22 protein-coding genes are annotated in these 21,793 nt (G+C 35.1%); 12 read left to right on the top strand and 10 right to left on the bottom strand.

The window, feature by feature from the left end; translation table 11 throughout:
• Positions 1-94: 94 nt before the first annotated feature.
• Both QUH73_RS17780 and QUH73_RS17775 read right to left on the bottom strand, forming a co-directional pair.
• The gene (locus tag QUH73_RS17780; RefSeq protein WP_289531782.1) at positions 95-811 is read right to left on the bottom strand and encodes a Crp/Fnr family transcriptional regulator; all 717 of its coding nucleotides are present in this window, start codon (positions 809-811) and stop codon (positions 95-97) included.
• 155 nt (positions 812-966) lie between these two features.
• Positions 967-2,613, bottom strand: a complete 1,647-nt coding sequence (locus QUH73_RS17775; protein ID WP_289531781.1) for an NAD+ synthase — start codon at positions 2,611-2,613, stop codon at positions 967-969.
• 299 nt (positions 2,614-2,912) lie between these two features.
• On the opposite strand from QUH73_RS17775, the gene gldB reads away from it, so the two are divergent.
• The 3 genes from gldB (at position 2,913) to QUH73_RS17760 (ending at position 5,377) form a co-directional block, all read left to right on the top strand.
• The gene (gene gldB, locus QUH73_RS17770) at positions 2,913-3,926 is read left to right on the top strand and encodes a gliding motility lipoprotein GldB (RefSeq protein WP_289531780.1); all 1,014 of its coding nucleotides are present in this window, start codon (positions 2,913-2,915) and stop codon (positions 3,924-3,926) included.
• 110 nt (positions 3,927-4,036) lie between these two features.
• Entirely contained in the window at positions 4,037-4,810 is a 774-nt protein-coding gene (locus QUH73_RS17765) for a nitrilase-related carbon-nitrogen hydrolase (protein ID WP_289531779.1), read from the top strand.
• 9 nt (positions 4,811-4,819) lie between these two features.
• Positions 4,820-5,377, top strand: a complete 558-nt coding sequence (locus QUH73_RS17760; RefSeq protein ID WP_289531778.1) for a 5-formyltetrahydrofolate cyclo-ligase — start codon at positions 4,820-4,822, stop codon at positions 5,375-5,377.
• 48 nt (positions 5,378-5,425) lie between these two features.
• Here the strand turns inward: QUH73_RS17760 and QUH73_RS17755 are convergent, their stop codons facing one another.
• Positions 5,426-5,596: a DUF362 domain-containing protein gene (locus QUH73_RS17755; protein WP_096429549.1), complete on the bottom strand. Its 171-nt coding sequence runs from the start codon at positions 5,594-5,596 to the stop codon at positions 5,426-5,428.
• A gap of 201 nt (positions 5,597-5,797) precedes the next feature.
• Positions 5,798-6,979: a M20 metallopeptidase family protein gene (locus QUH73_RS17750; RefSeq protein ID WP_289531777.1), complete on the bottom strand. Its 1,182-nt coding sequence runs from the start codon at positions 6,977-6,979 to the stop codon at positions 5,798-5,800.
• 403 nt (positions 6,980-7,382) lie between these two features.
• Between QUH73_RS17750 and QUH73_RS17745 the strand changes: the two genes are divergently transcribed.
• The 8 genes from QUH73_RS17745 (at position 7,383) to QUH73_RS17710 (ending at position 16,748) form a co-directional block, all read left to right on the top strand.
• Positions 7,383-8,483, top strand: a complete 1,101-nt coding sequence (locus QUH73_RS17745; RefSeq protein WP_289531776.1) for a DUF1573 domain-containing protein — start codon at positions 7,383-7,385, stop codon at positions 8,481-8,483.
• A 255-nt stretch (positions 8,484-8,738) separates the two neighbouring features.
• Positions 8,739-9,866, top strand: a complete 1,128-nt coding sequence (meaB, locus tag QUH73_RS17740; protein WP_289531775.1) for a methylmalonyl Co-A mutase-associated GTPase MeaB — start codon at positions 8,739-8,741, stop codon at positions 9,864-9,866.
• A gap of 91 nt (positions 9,867-9,957) precedes the next feature.
• Positions 9,958-11,052: a TlpA disulfide reductase family protein gene (locus QUH73_RS17735; protein ID WP_289531774.1), complete on the top strand. Its 1,095-nt coding sequence runs from the start codon at positions 9,958-9,960 to the stop codon at positions 11,050-11,052.
• A 226-nt stretch (positions 11,053-11,278) separates the two neighbouring features.
• The gene (locus tag QUH73_RS17730) at positions 11,279-12,142 is read left to right on the top strand and encodes a metal ABC transporter solute-binding protein, Zn/Mn family (protein WP_289531773.1); all 864 of its coding nucleotides are present in this window, start codon (positions 11,279-11,281) and stop codon (positions 12,140-12,142) included.
• A gap of 11 nt (positions 12,143-12,153) precedes the next feature.
• Positions 12,154-12,891 (top strand): metal ABC transporter ATP-binding protein, encoded by a 738-nt coding sequence (locus QUH73_RS17725; RefSeq protein WP_289531772.1) that lies wholly within the window; start codon positions 12,154-12,156, stop codon positions 12,889-12,891.
• A gap of 3 nt (positions 12,892-12,894) precedes the next feature.
• The gene (locus QUH73_RS17720; RefSeq protein ID WP_289531771.1) at positions 12,895-13,764 is read left to right on the top strand and encodes a metal ABC transporter permease; all 870 of its coding nucleotides are present in this window, start codon (positions 12,895-12,897) and stop codon (positions 13,762-13,764) included.
• A 57-nt stretch (positions 13,765-13,821) separates the two neighbouring features.
• Positions 13,822-15,216, top strand: coding sequence for a dihydrolipoyl dehydrogenase (gene lpdA / locus QUH73_RS17715; protein ID WP_289531770.1), 1,395 nt, complete (start codon positions 13,822-13,824; stop codon positions 15,214-15,216).
• Between the two features lie 143 nt (positions 15,217-15,359).
• Positions 15,360-16,748 carry an aminopeptidase C gene (locus QUH73_RS17710; RefSeq protein WP_289531769.1) on the top strand — a complete coding sequence of 463 codons (1,389 nt, stop codon included), beginning with the start codon at positions 15,360-15,362 and terminating at the stop codon, positions 16,746-16,748.
• A 95-nt stretch (positions 16,749-16,843) separates the two neighbouring features.
• On the opposite strand, the gene QUH73_RS17705 is transcribed toward QUH73_RS17710, so the two are convergent.
• Complete coding sequence (locus tag QUH73_RS17705) at positions 16,844-17,299, bottom strand: hypothetical protein (protein ID WP_289531768.1); 456 nt, start codon at positions 17,297-17,299, stop codon at positions 16,844-16,846.
• A gap of 182 nt (positions 17,300-17,481) precedes the next feature.
• Here QUH73_RS17705 and QUH73_RS17700 point away from each other — a divergent pair, with 182 nt between their 5' ends.
• Positions 17,482-17,961, top strand: a complete 480-nt coding sequence (locus QUH73_RS17700) for a Dps family protein (protein ID WP_124993210.1) — start codon at positions 17,482-17,484, stop codon at positions 17,959-17,961.
• Positions 17,962-18,003: 42 nt separating this feature from the next.
• Here QUH73_RS17700 and QUH73_RS17695 read toward each other — a convergent pair whose 3' ends face one another.
• The 5 genes from QUH73_RS17695 to QUH73_RS17675 form a co-directional block, all read right to left on the bottom strand.
• Complete coding sequence (locus tag QUH73_RS17695; protein ID WP_289531767.1) at positions 18,004-18,615, bottom strand: DEAD/DEAH box helicase; 612 nt, start codon at positions 18,613-18,615, stop codon at positions 18,004-18,006.
• 100 nt (positions 18,616-18,715) lie between these two features.
• Positions 18,716-19,630, bottom strand: a complete 915-nt coding sequence (locus tag QUH73_RS17690) for a DMT family transporter (RefSeq protein ID WP_289531766.1) — start codon at positions 19,628-19,630, stop codon at positions 18,716-18,718.
• A 193-nt stretch (positions 19,631-19,823) separates the two neighbouring features.
• Positions 19,824-20,297 carry a hypothetical protein gene (locus QUH73_RS17685; protein WP_289531765.1) on the bottom strand — a complete coding sequence of 158 codons (474 nt, stop codon included), beginning with the start codon at positions 20,295-20,297 and terminating at the stop codon, positions 19,824-19,826.
• A gap of 283 nt (positions 20,298-20,580) precedes the next feature.
• Positions 20,581-21,063 carry a hypothetical protein gene (locus tag QUH73_RS17680; protein WP_289531764.1) on the bottom strand — a complete coding sequence of 161 codons (483 nt, stop codon included), beginning with the start codon at positions 21,061-21,063 and terminating at the stop codon, positions 20,581-20,583.
• The coding region (locus QUH73_RS17675; RefSeq protein WP_289531763.1) for a hypothetical protein at positions 21,063-21,793 on the bottom strand (731 nt) is incomplete at its 5' end. The genes QUH73_RS17680 and QUH73_RS17675, both read right to left, overlap by 1 nt.

Below are 21,793 nucleotides of genomic sequence, written 5' to 3'. Positions count from 1 at the left end.
TGAGAATTCTATCATGACATTGACATATCAAAGCGAATAGAAAAGAAAAAGCCATCTTTAACGAGATGGCTTACTATATTTTAAACGGTAGATTTTATCCAAGTTTACTAACCCGGTCTAATCTTACCTTATCTAAAATCTTTATTTTCCGGCCATCAATTGAAATGACTCCTTCGCTGGCAAAAGTGGAAAGAGTACGAATTGCATTTGATGTTGTCATGTTTGATAAATTCGCGATATCTTCTCTCGAAAGATAAACCTTAATGGTTGATTCATCATCTTCAAAACCATATGTATCACGAAGAAAAAGAAGCGATTCAGCCAATCTTCCTCGAATGTGTTTCTGAGTAAGGGTGATGGTTCTGTTGTTTGAAAATCCTAATTCGGTAGAAAGCGAACGTATAATGCATAAAGAAAGGTCAGAATTGGTTTTAATGAATTTCAGCATCAATTCGTAGCTAACTGTACAGGTTATAGAATCTTCAATTGCAACAGCCGAAGCAATGTTGTTTTCTTCGGCAAAAAGCGCACGGTATCCAATAAAACCAATAGGTTTTGCCATTCGAACAATTTGCTCGCGACCGCCTACGCCTTCTTTAAATATCTTTACTTTTCCTTCTGACAAACAAATAAGCCCAATTGGTCTTTCACCTTCTTTGTAAATGTATTCACCTTTCTTAAAAAAAGAACAGGTCATGTTCGCCATTAACTCTTCTTTTTCAGAAGGAGTAAGAACATTGAATACTGAACTGGAATTGTTAATTACTTCCCCACAAATAATCTCTCTGGATTTTCTATCATTCTCAATCATATACAAGGTGCAATATGGATTTGAAATACGTTGTATGTTTTAAAACACTTCAAAAGTATATAAATGAAATGAAATGTGAAAATGAATACAGAAATAATTCATTATTTAAGTGATGTTCGACAACATGCTGTTAAGTAGGTGTTTATACCCATTAGTTAGTGTTTTGCTACTAAGGGGATTTTTCGGCCAAAGCCAAAAGCCTTCGATGAAACGCGTAAAATAGGCGGAGTCTGGAATCTTTTGTATTCATTCATATTGACTAATTTGAGGGCTTTTTGTACTGTTGCTCTTTTGAAACCATCTTGAATAATTTCTTCCGAAGACATATTTTTTTCTATATATCGAAATAAAATGCCGTCTAACACATCGTAATCTGGTAAAGAATCCGAATCTTTTTGATCGGGGCGTAACTCGGCAGACGGCGGTTTTACAATTGAGTTTTCAGGAATTACTTCCTGATCTTTATTGATGAACCAAGCCAATTTGAAAACATCGGTTTTGTAAACATCTCCCAATACGGACAAACCTCCGTTCATGTCGCCATACAAGGTGCCGTATCCAACGGCAGATTCACTTTTGTTGGATGTGTTTAGAAGGATGTGTCCAAATTTATTTGATAAGCCCATAACCAGTGTTCCTCTTACGCGAGCCTGTATATTTTCTTCAGCTACATTAAATGGGAGATCGCCAAATATTGGACTTAGTGATTTTTGAAACTCCTGAAAAATATTTTGAATTGGGACAATATCATATTGAATGCCTAAGTTCTCAGCTAAATCTACCGCGTCTTTTATTGAGTGATCTGATGAGAATTCAGATGGCATTAGTAAGACTCTTACATTTTCTTTACCAAGAGCTCTTTCGGCCAATACGACTGTTACGGCCGAATCAATTCCGCCTGAAAGTCCCAATGTCGTTTTGGTAAATCCCATTTTTCCGAAATAATCCTTCAAACCTAAAACCAAGGCATCATGAATTTTTTCGATATAATCTACATTTCTTGCTTCTGCTTTCTGTTTTTCAATCTCCTCAAGATCGACAATCTGATAGTCTTCCTCGAAATAATTTAATCGTTTGGCTACTTCTCCTTTCGAATTCATAACCAAAGAGTCGCCGTCAAAAATTAATTCGGTATGTGCTCCAATCTGATTCACGTAAAATATTGGAAGTTGATATCTTTTCGAAGTTGCTTTCAAAATATTGGTTCGTAAATCCTGCTGATTATAGGAAAATGGCGATGCCGCAATGTTCACTACAAAATCAGGATTGAGTTTGCTTAATTCTTCCATTGGTGAAATTGTGTACAATGCTGATTTTGCAAAGTTGTTATCTACAGGTTGGGTTTCCCATAAATCTTCACAAATGGTGATTGCAATTTTTTTGCCTTTTAATTCAACCAAAGAGAATTCGGTATTGGGCTCAAAGTACCGGTATTCGTCGAAAATATCGTAATTAGGCAACAGAGTTTTATTGTGAATACTCTCAATTTTGCCATTGGAAATGAAATAAGCAGAATTGTATAAATTTTTCCCTTTCGGATGTGGATTTACCGATGGCCCTCCAACTACGGCAGCAATATCAATGCAATGCTCCGCTACTTTTTGAAGTGCCGATTTAGATTTTTCAACAAATTCTTTACGTTCCAGTAAATCTTTTGGCGGGTATCCACAAATGGCTAACTCTGAAAACAGAACCAAATCTACGCCGTTTTCGCGCGACTTATTGATTGCCGAAATAATTTTTTCGGTGTTGCTCTCGAAATTGCCGATATGATAGTTTAATTGGGCTAATGCTATTTTCATATTTTACATGATATGAGTCCCGAAATCTTTCAGGATGAGAAGAAAGATCATTTAATCTGCTGTCTCATTTTAATAATTGAATACTTTAAAGCTGTGTTTGTTTTCAGCTTAGCAAATTTAGTGATAAAAATATGGAATAGGTATTCCTTCTATCAGCAAAAACAAAGCCGGGGCAAAATTAATTAATCCTTGTATTTGTTAAGACATTGTAAGGAAAAACCAATTTTTAAACCGGGCTTAACTTATTTTTAATATTTTTGAGAAACACAAAAACAAATACCTACAATTAATTCATAAGAATGCAGTTAAATTATTACAAAAATACAAGCAGGAGTATTTTAATCTTGCTGCTGGTCTTTCTTTTTTCATGTAATTCGGGAACTAAAAGTCCTGATGTTTCAAATATTGATTTGGAAGTGAAAATTCAACGATTTGAGCAAGAGCTTTTTGCGGTAAAACAGGAATCAGATTTAAATCAGTTAAGGCAACAGTATCCTGATGTATTACAATTGTATAGCAACAAAGTGATTGGTCTGGGAGATTCAAATGATCCTGATTATATGGTTTATTTGAACAAGTTTTTAACTGATTCAACAATGAATCAGGTTGCCGATAGTGTTGCGAAAAAGTTTCCGACATTAGAAAAAGAGGAAAAGGAGTTGACAAATGCTTTTAAATATTTAAAGTACTATTTTCCGGAAAAGCCGATCCCAAATTGTTATTCTCAAATTTCAGGTTTCAATCAGTCAATTGTTGTTGCCCAAAATTTGGTTGGCATAAGTTTGGATAAGTATTTGGGAAAAAAATGTGCATTTTATTCCTATTTGGGAACGCCAATGTATGCCAGAGAAAATATGATTCCTGAAAGAATTGTTCAGGATGTTGTGCTTGCTTATGCTTTAACTGAATTTCCTTTTACTCCGCTAAAGGATGATTTAATCAGTAATATGATTTATCAGGGAAAAATAAGATACTTTTTACAAGCCATGATGCCGGAAAAGAGCGAGGCCGATGTTATGAAGTACACGCAAAAAGAATTGGAGTGGTGTGAGGAGAATGATGAATTAATGTGGGGATATATTATCGAGCAAAAACATTTGTTTACAAGCGAATACCGCACAGTTATTAAGTATATAAACGATGGGCCGTTTACTCCGGGAATGCCGCAGGAATCACCTTCGAGAACTGGCATTTGGATTGGATGGCAGATTGTAAAAGAATATATGGCAAAACATCCGGAGGTAACAATAAATCAGTTAATGACTGAAAATGATTATGCCACGATGTTACGTGCATCTGCCTATCAGCCTTAAAGCCAAAAGAAATGAAACGTCCATGAATCAATAATTATTAACTCACATATGAGCATGATTATTGATTCATAGTAAGTTCCATCTTATCATGAAATTAAAATTATAAACAGATGAAAATTGCTTTGATTCAATTTGCACCTGTCTTTGGTGATCTAAAATCAACGATAGAGTCTTTAAAAGTATTGTTTTTCAGAGCAAAAGAAGCCGATTTAGTCGTTCTTCCTGAATTGGCAAATACTGGTTATAATTTCGATTCGAAAGAAGAAGCTTTTGAACTGTCGGAAACAGTAAAGGACAGTGTTTTTCTTGATTTTATTAAAGAATCGTGCTTGCTGTACAATTTTACAGTTGCCACAGGATTTTCAGAGAAAGAGGGTGATCAATTGTACAATTCCGCTGTTTTGATGAATGCAAAAGGGCTCGTTGGAACCTATCGGAAACTTCATTTGTTTATGAATGAAAAAAGTATTTTTGAGAAGGGCAATTTAGGTCTTCCTGTTTTTATTGTTGATGGTGTGAAAATTGGAATCTTGGTTTGTTTCGATTGGATGTTTCCTGAAGTTTGGCGTAAATTAGCCTTGCAGGGAGTCGATTTAATTCTTCATCCTTCAAATTTGGTATTGCCATATGCACAATCGGTAATTCCTTCGTATGCACTGATAAACAGAATTTTTATCGCCACAGCAAATCGAATTGGAACGGAAAAAGAACTTTCTTTCACAGGTCAGTCTATTATTGCGAATCCAAGAGGAGAAGTTCTTGCTAAAGCGAATAAGTTAGAGCGGATTTTGTTTGTAGATATTGATCCGGAATTGGCCAGAGATAAAATGATTACGAAGAACAATGATATTTTTAAGGATAGAAGAACTGACATTTATGAATAAGAGCTAAATATGAATGTGTTAAAACGAAATATTGAAGAGGAAAAAGCAAAAATCCGAAAGGAGATAAGAGCTGTAAAGCAAAATTATTCTTTTGAGCAGAAAAAAGAGTTGAGCTTACCTATTTTGAACCGTTTGGAACAACTTCCTGAATTTATTCAAGCCAAAACTGTAATGCTTTACTGGTCGATGAAGGATGAGGTTTATACTCACGATTTTGTTTGCAAATGGGCCAACGAGAAAAGAGTGATTTTGCCTAGTGTTAAAGGTGAAACTTTGGATTTGAAACTTTTTGAAGGAGTAGATCACTTGATAGAAGGTGAACATTATGGGATTCCTGAACCTGAGGGATCTGTATTTATGAATGAGGACGAAATTGATCTGATTTTGATTCCTGGAATTGCTTTTGATCGGGAAAAGAATAGGATGGGTAGAGGAAAAGCCTATTACGACAGGTTGTTACAGTCGTTAAGTTCTTTTAAGGTTGGTATTTGTTTCGATTTCCAGGTTTTAGATCATGTACCAATTGATGAGCATGATATTAAAATGGATGAAATAGTATTTCAATAAAAAAGCCAGTGATTATCTCACTGGCTTTTTAATATCGCTAAATTACGATTATTCTGCGTGAATAGCTTCCACAGGACAAGCGTCAACGCAAGTACCACAATCAGTACAAAGATCAGCGTCGATTACATAATGCTCATCACCCATAGAAATTGCTTCAACAGGACATTCTCCTTCGCAAGAACCGCAAGAAATACAGTCGTCGTTAATTACGTAAGCCATTTTCTTTAAATTTTTAGTGTTAATACTATCACAAATGTAATATCATATTTTTAATGGAGAAACAATTTCGCCGAGAATTATATTATTTTGAAACAGATTAAATAATGAAGAATAAACTTAGGTAAATAATTTGCACTCTCTATTGTGCAGAATTAAAGATGTTTGTTTTTTTAATTGGTTGGTTTTAGCTTATTACGAGAACTATTTGTTTAAATATGAAATCGCTAACCACGCCATTGTACTCATTGATGTTCTTAAGGAATCATCATTTGCTTCGAAAGTTGAAGTGTGCAAAGAGCCATTTTTTTCAGATTGAACTCCAAAACGATAAAAAGTAACAGGATATTTCTGTGAATAGAAGCCAAAGTCTTCAGTGGTCATTCTAATATCCATATTTACAACTTTTTCTTCGCCTAGTAATTCAATCGCATTTATTTTAGCTTCATGAGTGAAGTCTTCGTGGTTGACTAAAAATGGATAGCCATGACGAATGTCTACTTCACATACCGCACCCATTCCTTTGGCTGTTGATTGAGCTATGTCAGTAATTAATTGTTTGGCCCTAGCCCTCCATTCTTCATTCATGGTGCGAAAGGTTCCTTCTATTTTTACTTCATCGGGGATGATGTTGGTCGCTCCGTCAGCAGTCATTTTTCCAAAAGAAAGCACTGTTGGGATTCTTGCATCGCAATGGCGGCTGACAATTTGCTGCAGTGCTACAATTATATGTGAGGCTATAAGAATCGTATCTGTGCATTTGTGAGGCATTGCAGCATGTCCGCCTTTGCCTTTAACGGTAAGATATATTTCATCACCGGATGCCATATACATACCAGATCTAAATCCTACGGTTCCTGCAGGCATATCCGGCAAAACGTGCTGACCAAGTATCCATTCCGGCTCAGGTTGTAAAGCTCCTTCTTCCATCATTAATTTGGCACCACCAGGTAATAATTCTTCTCCAGGCTGAAAAACAAGTAAAATTGTACCTTCCCATTCATCTTTGAATTCCGACAGAATTTTGGCTGTTCCAAGCAGACTGGCCATGTGCATGTCGTGTCCGCAGGCATGCATAACACCTTTGTTACGAGAGCAGTATTTATTATCCGGATTTTCGTTAATGGGCAAGGCATCCATATCAGAACGAAGTGCAATAACCTTCTTTGCAGAGTTTTTTCCTTCGATTTTCCCAACGATACCGGTTTTGACATAGCCCGATTTATAGGGAATTTCTAACTCATTCAAATAATTTTGAATAAATTTAGATGTTTCAAATTCTTCGAAAGAAAGTTCCGGGTGAGTGTGTAAATGAGCTCTGATTTCTTTTATTTCGGCATTAATCTGTTCTGAAAATGCTACTATTTTGGTTTTTAGATTTGTCATTTGTGGTTACTGGTTAATTTAGTGCAAATCATTTTTTTGCTTCGTTAATTTGTATCGTTAGGTAATATTTTAGGCATCTGAAATTTTACTTCAATCATGTACAAATCTACTAAATAGTTACAACAGATAGAAAGGTAAGTAATTTTGAACAGATAAACTTGGTTCGGTTTTTGGATACTGAAGAAATTCACTGATATTTTAGTATCCATAATTTTTAAAAACAAATAGAAAATATATTATGATTGGCTTTTGATTTGGCTTAACAACTATTTAACTATATTTAGGTTTTCTTTTAGTGAAAAATAATTAATTTTGTTTGGCTAAATTCTCAAGGATTTTCTGAACTCTTTAAATTGTTTGCCGTAATATACAAGATCATTGTAAATTAAAATAATTAATTGTTATGAGTAGAAAAGTATTTTATTTGTTGGTTGTTGCTATTCTAGGAAGCACATTGTCTGTGTCTGCTCAGGATGCTGCGCCAGTAATGAAATTTGACACAAAGGAGTACGATTTCAAGACTTTTAAGGAAGAAGATGGATTAACATCTTACTCGTTCGAATTTATTAATACCGGAAATCAGCCGGTTATTATTAACCAGGTACGATCCTCGTGTGGATGTACATCTCCGGAGTGGAGTAAACAACCAATTGCGCCAGGGCAGAAAGGTTTTGTGAAAGCAACTTTTGATCCTAAGAATCGTCCGGGTCCGTTCAATAAGTCGATAACGATAACTGCAAATACAAATCCTGCAATTACTATTTTAAGGATTAGTGGTAATGTGATTGCCAGAGAGAAAACTGTGGCTGATTTGTATCCAAGAGAAATGGATGGTCTGCGATTACAGAACAATCATCTTTCTTTTACTAAAGTGAAAAATACAGAAGTAAAAGATGCTTCGATGGAAGTTTATAATGATAGTGACAAACCAATAAGTATTGGATTTAAAAGAGTACCTGCTCACTTATCTTTGAAGATGGTTCCTGAGACATTGCAGCCAAAGCAAAAGGGACAGATTATCGCAACATATGATGCGAGCAAGAAAAACGACTGGGGATTTGTTATTGATTACTTAGATGTTTTAATCAATCAGGAATATAAATCGGGAAACCGGCTAACTGTTAGTGCTAATTTGGTTGAGGATTTTTCAAGTTTATCGAAAGCGGAATTAGCTAATTCTCCAAAAGTTGAATTTGTAAAGGATGTATTTGATTTTGGAGAATTAACTCAAGGTGAAAAAGCAGAATATTCTTTCACAATGAAGAATATGGGTAAATCTGATTTGATTATCAGAAAAACCAAAGCTTCATGCGGATGTACGGCTATTGCTCCGAGCACTAAGATTGTTAAAGCAGGTGAAGCATCGGAAATTAAAGTGGTATTTAATTCCAGAGGAAAAAGAGGCCGTCAAAATAAAATGATCACTGTGATTACTAACGACCCTGTTGATTCGGAAGTAAAACTTCGTATTTCGGGAAATGTTGTGATGCCTAAAACGAATTAAACGAGATTCTAAAATTAAGTTGTGAAACGTTCATGCCAAGGTGTTTTGACACACTGGGGATGATTCCAGAATGGTAATCCCGAGTTTTCGGAACCATATAGCAACTAAAAACAAATTATACCATATGAAAGGCTTTTCCATCAGGGAAAGCCTTTTTTGTTGCTGACAAACATATGCACTTTTCATGATGTTTACTAAATCATTACTTTGTAAATTTATAACTTCGCAAACAGAAACGAAAGGAAATTTCTTGTCATGACAGATAAAAATAAAAGAGATCATATCGAAAATGCACCTGATTACAAGGCGCTCAAAGTAAACAAAGGGATAAGTAAACCACCATCTATTAATCCAAGGATTGCAGATAGGCTTATCATGAATAAGCGTAAAAAGCATTCTGTTGAGGATTATGTGCAGGGAATTTTAGATGGGAATATTGGGATGTTAAGTCAGGCAATAACTCTTATCGAAAGTTCAAAACATGAACATCAGTTCATAGCTCAGGAGATTATTGAAAGGTGTTTGCCTTATTCCGGAAAGTCTGTCAGGATTGGAGTAACAGGAGTTCCTGGAGCGGGGAAAAGTACCTTTATTGAAGCATTTGGAAAACATGTAACTGGACATGGACATAAGTTGGCAGTATTGGCAATTGATCCAAGTAGTGAAAGGAGTAAGGGGAGTATTTTGGGAGATAAAACGCGAATGGAAGAATTGGCGGTTGATCCGAAAGCTTACATCCGGCCTTCACCTTCGGCCGGATCTTTGGGTGGAGTTGCACGTAAAACCCGCGAAAGTTTAATTCTTTGCGAAGCCGCTGGGTTCGATACAATTTTGATCGAAACAGTTGGTGTAGGACAGTCGGAAACAGCTGTACATTCTATGGTAGATTTCTTTTTACTGATTAAAATTGCCGGTGCCGGTGATGAATTGCAGGGAATTAAGCGAGGAATTATGGAGATGGCCGATGCGATCAGCATTAATAAGGCCGATGGGAATAATATTCACAAAGCTCAATTGGCAAGAGTTCAATTCGAAAATGCCCTGCATTTATTTCCTCAATCACCTTCGGGGTGGATTCCTAAAGTTCTTACCTGTTCGTCTACCGAGAAAACCGGTATTGATGCAATTTGGGATAATATTATGGAGTATTGCAGTCATACACAGCAAAATGGATACTTTGATCAGCGAAGAAGTGAACAGGCTAAATATTGGATGTATGAAACGATTAATGAGCAGTTACGCGATAGGTTTTATCATTTGGAATTAATAAAAGGACAAATTCCTGATTTTGAGCAGAAGGTTTTGAATGATGAGATGAGCTCTTTTGTTGCTGCGCACAAACTATTGGATGCTTATTTTAGTGATGTAAAAAATAAAGAATAATGCACTCCGTTCACCGAAAAACTTTTCTTTTCATTGTTTTATTTGGTAGTTTTAATGTCTAGTAAAAAAACAGATCAAAATACTTAATCACATGAAGAAAATTTTTATCGCTACTGCAGCGATTGGCCTTTTTTTAGGCTCTTGTACATCTAAAGATCAGTACAAATTAACCGGAAAGGTTGAAGGTATGACTGAAGGGAAAGTTTATCTTTCTAAACTTCAGGATAATAAATTGGTAAAAACTGATTCAACAGAAATGACCACCACAGGTTTTTCTTTCGAGGGAACTGTTGCATCTCCGGATCTTTACTATATTGAGTTGGACGGTCAGCGAGGTGCAATTCAATTGTTTCTTGAGAATACAGCAATTACTGTTGATGCCAATGTCGAAAATTTAAGAGAAGCTAAGGTTACAGGTTCTTTAAATCAAGATGTTTTAACAAATTTTGGTGAGTTACAGAAAGGATTTCAGGAAAAACAACAAGCTTTATACCCTGAATATCAAAAAGCAGCGGAAGCAAAGAATCAGGTTGCTATGGATTCTATCGAAGCAGAATTTAATAAATCAGAAGCTGATAAATTTACTGCAAGTAAGGAATTTTTAAAGTTGAATGGTAATACAGCCGCGGCAGCATTTGTTGCATATAGAATTGCATCTCCTCTTGAAGCTGCCGAAATGGAAGAAGTTTACGCTTTGTTAGGTGAGAGCGCTCTTGCATCATCTTACGCAGGTTTACTTAAAGACAAGATTGAGGTGTTGAAAAAAGTTGCAATTGGACAACCGGCTCCTGATTTTACTTTGAATACCCCAGAAGGAAAACCACTTAGTTTATCTTCTTTTAAAGGTAAGGTTGTTGTAATTGATTTTTGGGCGTCATGGTGTGGTCCTTGTAGAAGAGAAAACCCTCATATGGTTGAAATGTATAATGAAGTTCACGCTAGTGGTGTTGAATTTTTAGGTGTTTCTTTAGATAAAGAAAAAGATAAATGGTTGAAAGCAATCGAAGATGATGGATTGATTTGGAATCATGTATCTGATTTGAAGTATTGGGATTCTGCAGCGGCAAAATTATATGGAATTAATGGGATTCCTGCAACTGTTGTAATCGATCAAGATGGAAACATTGCGGCAACAAAAGTATTTGGTGAAGAATTGAAAGCTGTAATTGATAAGTTGATTCAGTAATTAGTTCAAATATAAACATTTTGACCCGAGAGATATTTAAACTTATCTTTCGGGTCATTTTTTGTTAAGTGAGTTGATTTTCACTAAATTCAAGTTCTGAATTTATTCGGTTGTCTGTGTGATATCCAATGAAAATTTAAGAGGAAAATCTTTGTGAAAACAAAAAAACATCTACTTTTGTTATTTAAAGTAGATCTAAATAAAAACAATATCCCAAAACATAGAAATGCACTTAGTAAATAAATTTATTCTAGTCTTGCTGGCAGGTATTATAATATCTTGTAAGTCAGGTAAAGTAGAGAAGGAGGCCAATTTAATTTCGGTAAGTATATTGCCTCAAAAATATTTTATTGAGCGAATTGCAGGTAATGATTTTAAAGTGAATGTTTTGATTCCTCCGGGAGCCAGTCCGGCAACTTATGAGCCAACGCCAATGCAAATGAAAGATGTAGCCAAATCGATTGCTTATTTTAGAATTGGATATATTCCTTTCGAAACTGTTTGGCTGGATAATTTATTGGAAGGAACTGATAATATTAAGCTCATTGATCTTTCGAAAGGCATTGAATTGATCAAAGGTCAGGAGAAGCATGGAGATCATTTTCATGAAGGTGGAATCGATCCTCATGTTTGGTCATCACTAAAATCTGTAAAAATACTTAGTGAGAACTTGTGTCAGGAACTGATTAAAATGGTTCCTGAAAAGAAAGACGTTTATGAGAAAAACTATCTGCAGTTTCTTTCTGAAATAGAAGAATTAGATCAGCTAGCTGAAGATTCATTCAGTAAGAAAAAAGGAATGTCGTTTATGATTTTTCATCCGGCTTTGACCTATTTGGCAAGAGATTATAAGTTAAATCAAATATCTGTTGAAATGGATGGTAAAGAGCCATCTCCAACTCATATGAAACATTTGGTAGAGGAAGCTCAACGGTTACAAATAAAACATATTTTTGTTCAGAAACAATTTAATGTTGAGAATGCCAAAGCAATTGTTGCCGAGATTAATGGTGATGTTGTTGTTATTGATCCTTTGGCGGAAGATTGGTTGACTGAAATGAAACGAATCATTACTATACTTAAAGACTGAAATTGTCGGAAATGAGAAAAATTCTGGAATTAAAATCGCTGACTGCAGGATACGATGAAAAGATTGTATTGAAAGGAGTGAATTTGGTGGTGAAAGAAAATGATTTTTTGGGAATTATCGGTCCTAACGGTGGGGGCAAAACAACGCTGTTAAAGGTGATTTTGGGTACTATAAAGCCTATTGAGGGAGAAATACTGTTGGATGGTAATGACAGTATTATTGGTTATTTGCCTCAAATCAATCAAATTGATAATAAGTTTCCAATTCCTGTTAAAGAGGTTGTTCTTTCAGGATTAATGTCTCATAAAAAGATATTTGGAAGATATAATAGTGAGAACAAGAGGCGTGCAGATGAATTAATGATGCAAATGGGCATTATTCATTTGAAGAATAAAAATATTGGAGAGTTGTCTGGCGGACAATTGCAACGTGTGTTTTTGTGCAGAGCAATTATTGCAGATCCGCAGTTGTTGATTTTGGATGAGCCGGATACCTACGTAGATAGTAATTTTGAAGGAGAATTGTATGAAATTCTTCATCATTTAAATTCTCATATGGCCATTATTGTTGTCTCTCATGATGTTGGAACAATATGTTCTCATGTAAAGTCAATTGCCTGTGTGAATGAAACACTATGTTACCATGATTCAAATGTGATATCGCAAGAGCAGTTGATGGCCTATAATTGCCCGATTGATTTAATAACGCATGGCGAAGTTCCTCACCGAGTACTAAAGCATCACAAGTAAGATATGAACGAACTAATTGAGTTATTTCAATATAATTTCTTTCTAAACGCAGTTGGAGCAGCAATTTTGGCGAGTATTTCCTGTGGAATTATTGGTTCTTATATTGTCGCACGAAGAATTGTTTTTATTAGTGGCGGAATTACACATGCTTCTTTCGGAGGAATTGGCCTGGCCTGGTATTTAGGATTGAATCCGGTATTTGGCGCGGCTGTTTTTGGTGTGTTATCAGCTTTGGGAATTGAATGGATCTCGAAAAAAACGGATGTGAGACAAGATTCTGTTATTGGAATTTTATGGGCTTTTGGAATGGCTTTGGGGATCCTTTTTATTTACATGACACCTGGTTATGCGCCCAATTTAATGAGTTTTTTATTCGGAAATATTTTAACTGTCGGAGCCTTGGATTTATACCTGCTCTTAGGTTTATGTTTATTCACAATTGCTGTATTCTTCTTCTTGTTACGGCCGATTTTATTTGTTGCCTTCGATGAAGAATTTGCACGAACACAGAAAGCTCCGGTTCAGTTTTTAAATTATTTACTGATATCATTAGTGGCTTTGGCCATTGTTTTAAATATTAGAGTGGTTGGAATTATTCTGGTGATTTCGTTTTTGACAATTCCGCAAACCATAGCCAATATGTTTACGAATGATTTTAAGAAAATGATTTTCGGATCGATTGCATTTGGAATTTTGGGATCATTTATTGGTTTGCTGGTTTCTTATCGAATCAATGCACCATCAGGAGCAACAATTATCTTTTCGTTCGTGATCCTGTTTGTGATAGCAAAACTGGTTCAATTAGTTATGATTTCGGTTAGGCGGAAAAAGTTTGGTTTAATTCAATTGAAGAGGGGAAATCATCTGAATTAAAAAAGAAAATATAAATTAGTAAAACAAAATTTGTACTAATATAAACAACAAAATAAAATGAGTTACGATTTAATAGTAGTAGGAAGTGGTCCAGGTGGTTACGTAGCCGCCATTCGCGCTTCACAATTGGGTTTGAATGTTGCCGTTGTTGAACGCGCCGAATTGGGTGGAATTTGTTTGAATTGGGGTTGTATTCCAACCAAATCTTTGCTGAAATCAGCACAAGTATTTGAATATATGAAACACGCCGGAGATTATGGATTGACTGTAGAAGGCGAGGTTAAACCTGATTTTGAAAAGGTGGTTGCTCGTAGTCGTGGTGTGGCTGAAAAAATGAGTGGCGGAATTCAGTACCTGCTTAAAAAGAATAAAATTGAGGTAATCAATGGTTTTGGAAAATTAGTAGGTAACAAAATGGTTGAAGTTACGGCTGAAGATGGAACTAAATCAAATCATGAAGCAAAGCATATTATTTTGGCAACAGGAGCGCGTTCCCGTGAATTGCCAAATCTTCCTCAGGATGGAAAAAATATTATTGGATACCGTAAAGCATTGACATTGGAGAAATTGCCTAAATCAATGATTGTTGTTGGTTCCGGAGCAATTGGATCGGAGTTTGCATACTTCTATTCTACTATGGGAACTCAGGTAACTTTAGTTGAGTTTTTACCGGAAATTCTTCCTGTTGAAGATGAAGAGGTTTCGAAGCAAATGGGACGTAGTTTCAAGAAGAATAAAATTAAAGTCATGACCAATTCTACAGTTGAATCGGTAGAAGGATCAGATGGAAATTTAAAAGTGAATATTAAAAATAAGAAAGGCGAAATTGAAGTGCATGAGTGCGAAATCGTGCTTTCGGCAGTGGGAATTGCGCCTAATACCGAAAATATTGGTTTGGAAGAGGTAGGAGTGGCTACTGAAAATGGTAGAGTTCTTGTTGATGATTATTTCAGAACCAATGTGGAAGGTGTTTATGCAATTGGTGATATTATAAAAGGGCCTGCGTTGGCTCACGTTGCGTCGGCAGAAGGAATTTGCTGTGTTGAGAAAATTGCCGGAATGAATGTTGAACCAATTGATTATACGACTATTCCCGGATGTACATATACAGTTCCTGAAGTTGCATCGATGGGATTGACTGAAAAAGCAGCGAAAGAAGCTGGATACGAGTTGAAGATTGGTAAATTTCCATTTTCTGCATCAGGAAAAGCAAGTGCGGCCGGAGCCAACGAAGGATTTGTTAAACTTGTTTTTGATGCCAAGTACGGCGAATTGCTTGGAGCTCATATGGTGGGTGCTAACGTAACCGAAATGATTGCAGAATTGGTTACTGCCCGTAAGTTGGAAACAACAGGTCATGAATTGATTAAGGCGATTCATCCGCATCCAACCATGTCGGAGGCTATTATGGAAGCCGCTGCCGCAGCTTACGATGAGGTGATTCACATATAAGAGATACGAAAATAATGTTAGATAAAAAGCCATCCTTTAGTTTATAGGGTGGCTTTTCTTGTAAAATTAGGTGTGTTTTTAGATCCGTTTTTTTAAGTTTGTGAGAATTATTTTAGAACAACAACCGACTAACACAAAAAAAAATGAAGAAATTTTTATTGGTACCTATTCTTGCAATGACATTTAGTACGATGTCAATTGGACAAAATAAGGGAACTGTAGATGCTAAAATGTTGAATGAGATTCGTTCTGATTTTACATTGGATGCATCAAGTAGAGCCATTCAAAATGCAATTACTAATGCGGAAAGTATTAGAGAATTAGCTCTAAATCATGAAAAAATTGGAAAAACAGATCACTTTTTCAAATACAGAGTTGATGTAAAGGGAATTACAAATCAGGAAAGTTCAGGCAGATGTTGGATGTTTACTTCTATGAATACAATTCGTCCGGAAGTAATGAAGAAGTTTAATTTGAATTCTTTCGATTTTTCTCACAACTACAATTATTTCTGGGATTTGTTCGAGAAATCAAATTTGTTTCTTGAGAATATAATTGCAACCGCCGATCGCAAGATGGATGATCGGGAAGTTGTTCTTTATTTTAAAGGGCCTGTTGATGACGGCGGCGTTTGGAATTCTTTTTTTAACATAGCTAAAAAATATGGTGTTGTTCCATCGGAAGTAATGCCGGAAACAAAGGTGAGCAATAGCACTCGCGAAATTACCGGCTTAATCAATGAAAAATTAAGAGGTGAGGGATACAAGCTTCGTAATATGATTGCTGAAAAAGCATCGGTGAAAGATATTGCATTGGCGAAAATGACCGCTTTAAAATCAATTTACCGCATGTTGACTTTAAGTTTGGGTGAACCTCCGGTAAATTTTTCATGGAGATTTAAGGATGCTGATGGAAAAATCAGCGAAAGCAAAATGTATACACCTAAAGAGTTTTTGGCTGAAATTAATCCTGATTTTGCGAATACTGAATTGGTGATGATCATGAATGATCCGACCCGTGAATATTATAAGGTATACGAAATTAAGAATTACAGAAATGTTGAGGAAGGAATCAATTGGACGTATTTAAATCTTCCGAATGATGAGATTAAGAAGTTTGCAATGGCTTCCATCAAGAACAATGAAGCCATGTATGCATCCTGCGATGTAGGAAAACAACACAACAGAAAAGCGGGTGTAATGGATTTGAATACCTACGATTATGCTTCTTTACTGGGAGTTGAATTCGATATGGATAAAAAAGCCAGAGTTTTGACTCGTCAATCCGGTTCTTCTCATGCAATGGCATTGATTGGCGTTGATGTTGATGAAAATGAAGTGCCTGTGAAATGGGAATTTGAAAACTCGTGGGGAAGTACTTCAGGTAATAATGGATATTTAACTTTCACAGATGAATGGTTCTCGGAATATATGTTTCGTGTGGTAATCAACAAAAACTATTTGGATGAGAAAGCGAAGAAAGCACTTAAAACTGCTCCGATATTATTGCCGGTTTGGGATTATATGTTTTAGGCTCAGCTAAAAATGAATTTATAGAAAAAGAACCTCAGTTTTGAGGTTCTTTTTTGGTTTGTGACTTGTCTGTAGTGACAAGGAGCTATGTTGGGTTAATGAATAACATTTAAATTTAATAGTTGACCTATTTTTTGAGCTTCCAACTTGGCTTCAAGTAGGTCTTTGCATCTTTTATAAGGAATTTTTCGATTGCGGTTTTTCAGAAATAGAACCACGAAGCAATCATCTGCCTTCAAATTCGTTTCTTTTTGTTCGGGAGTATAGGAATTTCTTAGAATGATAGATGAGATTCCGGCAACACGGTCAATGTTTTTTAAACTTCTCCACGAGCCCGATTTGAATAGCCCAAAGTAGGCGTAGTAGAATTTGTATTTTTCATCGTCCTTGTCCAGGTAGATTCCAGAGTAGGAAAATGCCAGAAACGATCCAATTAGAACTAATAATAGCGTGAGAGGGAGAATGGATGAATAGATTCCTACAAGCATGATCATCCAACCAAGTATCGATCCGGCTTGTCCAAATAGTTTATCGAGTTTGTTATGAATCATCTTTTTAGTTATTTAGTTTATACTATATAACCGCAATTGATACCGATTCACCCTACTTCTGCTTTTAATCCTATTCTTTTATCCATAAGTTTTTCTTATTGGCTTATAATTTTTAATAATCTGAATGATGTGATATTTGTATCAGAGAATTAGAAATAATAATAAACTAAAAATAAGAAAACATGAAAAACAGTAAAAGTAACCTGGAAGTAGTAGAATTAAATGCAAAAGAAAGAGAAGTAGAACAATTGCAAATATTGTTGGCCAATTATCAATTGTATTATCAGAATTTACGCAATTTTCATTGGAACGTTGGGGGAAACGATTTTTTTGAGTTACATGCCAAATTTGAAGAGTTGTATGTTGATGCCAGCGATAAAGTGGATGAAATTGCAGAGCGGGTATTAACATTGGAAGGTCATCCTTTGGGAAATTTTTCCGATTACGTTGCTATTTCAACCATTCAGGAAGCCAACTCAAATTGTTCAGGCACCGATATGGTGAAACAAATTATTCAGTCGCACAATATTTTAATCGGGAAGGTAAAAGAAGTATTAATTCAGGCAAATGAAAATGAGGATGAAGGAACGCTGGATATATTGCCGGCTTACGTTTCTTATTTTGAGAAGCTAAACTGGATGTTTAAAGCTTATTTGCGCTAAAATAAAATGCCTCCAATTTTTATTGGAGGCACTTTTTATATTTTATTCAAAATCCAGAACAATAGGAGAATACATGTAGTTCTCCATGTAATCTTCCATTTTATTGGTGATTTTAGTCGTAAATACAATTCGCTGTGATTTGGGAAGATTATCAGATAGTCGATTAATATCCGAAACTATTTGTTCTTTAATAATCATCTCAGCATCATCAATGGCAACTATTTTTAAATTGCTTAGATTGATTCCGCTAAACGAGTACAATTCGTTGAATTTTCTTGCTGTTGCAATAACAATATCCGAACCTGCATAAATCTTATCGCGCAGGTTGTGTAAATTCCCCGCATCACCTTCACTAAATATCCGCAGGCTGGTATTGTGACTTAGCGCCAGAAACTGTTCTTTCAGTTGAATTGCTTTCTCTCTATCCGAAACAACAACAATGGCTCTGGGTACATCCTCAAACTCAGCTTTAAGTTGCTGGATAATACCAATAATTATGGTATGGGTTTTCCCGGATTCATCAGGAGCTTTAACAAATAAATCAACACCGCTTTTTATTTTTGAGATGCAACTCTTTTGAACTTCTGTTGGAGTTTCAAAACCATATTCTTCAATAGCTTCTAAAAGCTGTGGATCTAATTTTTTTAAAAACATTGGGGGATTGTATTTTTTTGTATTCAATGCAAAATTACTAAATATCCCATCATTAGAAACTTTATAGTGATATTTGAAAGAAAGAGGCACTCTGAGACGCTTATTTTCGTGTGCCAGACAGATTTGCAGCAAATTCTGCCTTCTTTTTTTTATTCGTAAGATAAACTCCTAAAAGGATACATGCCATACAAGTCAGATGCAGTATAGTAATGGTTTCGCCATCAATAACGCCCCAGAAAATAGCAAAAACAGGAATAATGTAGGTTACCGATGAGGCGTAAATTGCAGAACTGTATCTGATTAAGCTATTCATTAACAGCATTGCAAGAGCGGTTCCAATTATTCCTAAAGCCGCCAATGCAAGAAAATGAATTGGCCAGTTTGGTGACTGAAGCACAGGTTCGAAATTTGTTGTTGCCAGATAGATTAGTGCTGCAGGACCGGTAAAAAAGAAAGCCAAAGAGGTAATCTGAATACCCGTTAAATGAGATAATTTCGATTTAATTTCGTTGATGTTTATTCCGTAAAATACGGTTGCGAGAACAATTAGCAAGGCATAGCTGTTCACATTTCCCAAAGCCAACTCCTTACCTGAAGTAATTAAACCCAAAGCACCAATTAGTCCGATCACCAGACCTGTAACCTGCAGCCATTTGAATTTCGTTTTATGCAGCAGTATTCCTATGGCTAATGTGAATATTGGAGTTAGAGAATTCAACATGCCAGCCAACGCACTGTCAATTTGAGTTTGTGCTTTGGTAAACAGAAAAGCTGGGATGAAACTGCCAATAAATCCTGCAATCAAAAGACTTTTTACATCTTTCTTTTTCAGAAACTTTAAATTCCTGATTGAATAAGGCAAAAGCACCAGCGAGGCCAAAAGTATTCGGATTCCTGCCGCCTGTTCGCTGCTAAAGCTTTTCAATCCAATTTTCATGAGGATAAAAGAAGATCCCCAAATAAAGGCGAGCAGCAATAAAATCAAGAATTGAAACCAGGGTTTGTTCCAGTGCATAGTGTAGTGTTTTAAGTTCCCGAAAGTACAGGAATTTCGGGAAAGAACAAACCTCTTGGCAAGGAAGAAAATCACACTTGTAGTTACTGTTAATTATATAAATATGAATTTTTTATGTGTGTTGGATCATTTGTGCATTTTGCAAATAAAAACAGCCCCAAATTGTTTTGGGGCTGTTCTTTTTGTGGGGTAATTAATCAGATTCTTCTCCAAAAGCAATAACTACCTGATGTAAGGTAATTGAATTGGTTTTTGGACATTCCAGCTCTTTTTTAAAAATCACATAATTAACCTTATCCCAAGGTGTGAGGCCAATATGTTTTTTTATTTGATATAATTTATTTTGTTCTGAGATCCACTTATCAGTTACTTGTATGTATTTTTCAAGTTTTGATTTAGGCAAAATTATTTCGGGCATCTTTACATCTTTGATATTGCCTTGCGAATGGAATAACTTTTTTAATACAGTATGATCTAATTCATCTCCACCATAGTAATTACAGTTAATAACTATTTTAAATCCCAAATTATTTTTTTCATCTGTATTTTCGATTATCTCAACATTTTCAAGTCTATCGTCAATGATAATTATTACTGTATCTTTTTCTTGAGCTTTGCTAGAAACAATATTTAAAAATAAAAATGCAAGTAATACTATATTTTTCATATTTGTTATTTTAATTTTTACAATTTTCTTTAGGTAAATAATCGTAAATAAACTATTTTTGATCTTTTAGTTTTTGTTCATTTTCTGGGACCTTTACGTATTTTTTACCCCCCTATGTTAAAGATTCATACATATAATCAACACCGTGCCAATTAGGATCATCCGAGAAAAAATCCATTAATCTGATATGTTTTGAATTAGATTCAAATTTTGCTATTTAGTTATTGTAACAATATCTCAAGAGAAGACTGTCCTTAATGAAAGCAGGACAGTCTCTTACTATTTATTCATCTCCGATATCAGGCATAGCAATTCTAACTGGGTATAAGGTAATTGAATCACAGCACTGGATATTTTGTTTATTCTCAAAATAAATGTAATACTTTATTGATTTTTTATTTAACTCTAATTTTTCAGCAATTATTTGAAAATCTGCTTGTTTTACTATCCAAACTGAAGAAATTACATCTAATTTTTGTAATGTAGAATAAGGAACTATCACCTTAGATACTTTAGCTAAAGTATCTACATTAAATGAATCGACTGTTAGTTCATGGAGCCAGAGCCACGATGATGGATGATAACCAGAAACAAAATAATTACATTTTAGCTTTATCGCAAAATTAGAACGAGTTTTCCAGGGGTTATAAATTTCAACAAAGTTTGCATTCTTATCTATAGATATTAAAACAGTATCATTATCTACCTGTGAATTTGCATTATAAAAACAGGTCAAAAGTAATATAAGTAATATAGTATCTTTCATTAGTTACAATCTTTTGGTAAAGCAGAGATAATATTATTAAATTGATCGTAGTATTTATTTTTTTCCTGCTCATCTGACAATAGAACATTCCATGCTTCTGTATGTCTGAGTCCTCCCCAAGTCAAGCATTCTAACATATAATCAACACCATGCCATGATTGACTGTCAGAATAGTAATCTACAAATCTATTATAGTAAGATTCTGCTTTGAAAAATATTTTTAATCCCTCTTTCATGTAAGTTCTGTACTTATCAGCCATATAATTATGCTGAGATTGATTGTTATCATCACTAATTTTATACTTTTTTTCGTATTCAGCAAAATCTCTTGCAAAATCTGGTTCAGGAGCTAATCCATTGTGGATATCGTCTTCATATAATTTGCCATACATGTATGCATGAAAACATTCATGAAGAATGGTTCGTGCAACCTCAAGTGAAGATTCTTTTAATCTATCTTCACTAATATATACTGACATTCTTTTTGTATTGGGATCAAAAATACATTTGCCATTTGGAACAGGGTTACCCCTATAATCTGTATTACCAACATAAAATGTCAAATTTATTGTGCTTTTATCCAAATTAAAACCTGCCAGTAAATTATCAATAATGGAACTACCACTGCCAGCTTCCAGTTTTGTTTTAATACAATCAGCCTTAGTGCCTTTCCAACTATCATCTTCAACAACGGGCGGTGCAGGATATCCTGGATATGGCACTATATCTC

The sequence above is a fragment of the Labilibaculum sp. K2S genome, assembly GCF_030372765.1.
Lineage (GTDB): Bacteria > Bacteroidota > Bacteroidia > Bacteroidales > Marinifilaceae > Labilibaculum.
Note: the sequence above shows the minus strand (reverse complement) of the source record. Positions and strands in the feature narration are given on the sequence as shown.

Excerpts from the sequence above, each read along its gene's own strand:
- QUH73_RS17780 (WP_289531782.1), bottom strand. The coding sequence starts at position 811 with ATGATTGAGAATGATAGAAAATCCAGAGAGATTATTTGTGGGGAAGTA.
- QUH73_RS17775 (WP_289531781.1), bottom strand. The coding sequence starts at position 2,613 with ATGAAAATAGCATTAGCCCAATTAAACTATCATATCGGCAATTTCGAG.
- gldB (WP_289531780.1), top strand. The coding sequence starts at position 2,913 with ATGCAGTTAAATTATTACAAAAATACAAGCAGGAGTATTTTAATCTTG.
- QUH73_RS17765 (WP_289531779.1), top strand. The coding sequence starts at position 4,037 with ATGAAAATTGCTTTGATTCAATTTGCACCTGTCTTTGGTGATCTAAAA.
- QUH73_RS17760 (WP_289531778.1), top strand. The coding sequence starts at position 4,820 with ATGAATGTGTTAAAACGAAATATTGAAGAGGAAAAAGCAAAAATCCGA.
- QUH73_RS17755 (WP_096429549.1), bottom strand. The coding sequence starts at position 5,596 with ATGGCTTACGTAATTAACGACGACTGTATTTCTTGCGGTTCTTGCGAA.
- QUH73_RS17750 (WP_289531777.1), bottom strand. The coding sequence starts at position 6,979 with ATGACAAATCTAAAAACCAAAATAGTAGCATTTTCAGAACAGATTAAT.
- QUH73_RS17745 (WP_289531776.1), top strand. The coding sequence starts at position 7,383 with ATGAGTAGAAAAGTATTTTATTTGTTGGTTGTTGCTATTCTAGGAAGC.
- meaB (WP_289531775.1), top strand. The coding sequence starts at position 8,739 with ATGACAGATAAAAATAAAAGAGATCATATCGAAAATGCACCTGATTAC.
- QUH73_RS17735 (WP_289531774.1), top strand. The coding sequence starts at position 9,958 with ATGAAGAAAATTTTTATCGCTACTGCAGCGATTGGCCTTTTTTTAGGC.
- QUH73_RS17730 (WP_289531773.1), top strand. The coding sequence starts at position 11,279 with ATGCACTTAGTAAATAAATTTATTCTAGTCTTGCTGGCAGGTATTATA.
- QUH73_RS17725 (WP_289531772.1), top strand. The coding sequence starts at position 12,154 with ATGAGAAAAATTCTGGAATTAAAATCGCTGACTGCAGGATACGATGAA.
- QUH73_RS17720 (WP_289531771.1), top strand. The coding sequence starts at position 12,895 with ATGAACGAACTAATTGAGTTATTTCAATATAATTTCTTTCTAAACGCA.
- lpdA (WP_289531770.1), top strand. The coding sequence starts at position 13,822 with ATGAGTTACGATTTAATAGTAGTAGGAAGTGGTCCAGGTGGTTACGTA.
- QUH73_RS17710 (WP_289531769.1), top strand. The coding sequence starts at position 15,360 with ATGAAGAAATTTTTATTGGTACCTATTCTTGCAATGACATTTAGTACG.
- QUH73_RS17705 (WP_289531768.1), bottom strand. The coding sequence starts at position 17,299 with ATGATTCATAACAAACTCGATAAACTATTTGGACAAGCCGGATCGATA.
- QUH73_RS17700 (WP_124993210.1), top strand. The coding sequence starts at position 17,482 with ATGAAAAACAGTAAAAGTAACCTGGAAGTAGTAGAATTAAATGCAAAA.
- QUH73_RS17695 (WP_289531767.1), bottom strand. The coding sequence starts at position 18,615 with ATGTTTTTAAAAAAATTAGATCCACAGCTTTTAGAAGCTATTGAAGAA.
- QUH73_RS17690 (WP_289531766.1), bottom strand. The coding sequence starts at position 19,630 with ATGCACTGGAACAAACCCTGGTTTCAATTCTTGATTTTATTGCTGCTC.
- QUH73_RS17685 (WP_289531765.1), bottom strand. The coding sequence starts at position 20,297 with ATGAAAAATATAGTATTACTTGCATTTTTATTTTTAAATATTGTTTCT.
- QUH73_RS17680 (WP_289531764.1), bottom strand. The coding sequence starts at position 21,063 with ATGAAAGATACTATATTACTTATATTACTTTTGACCTGTTTTTATAAT.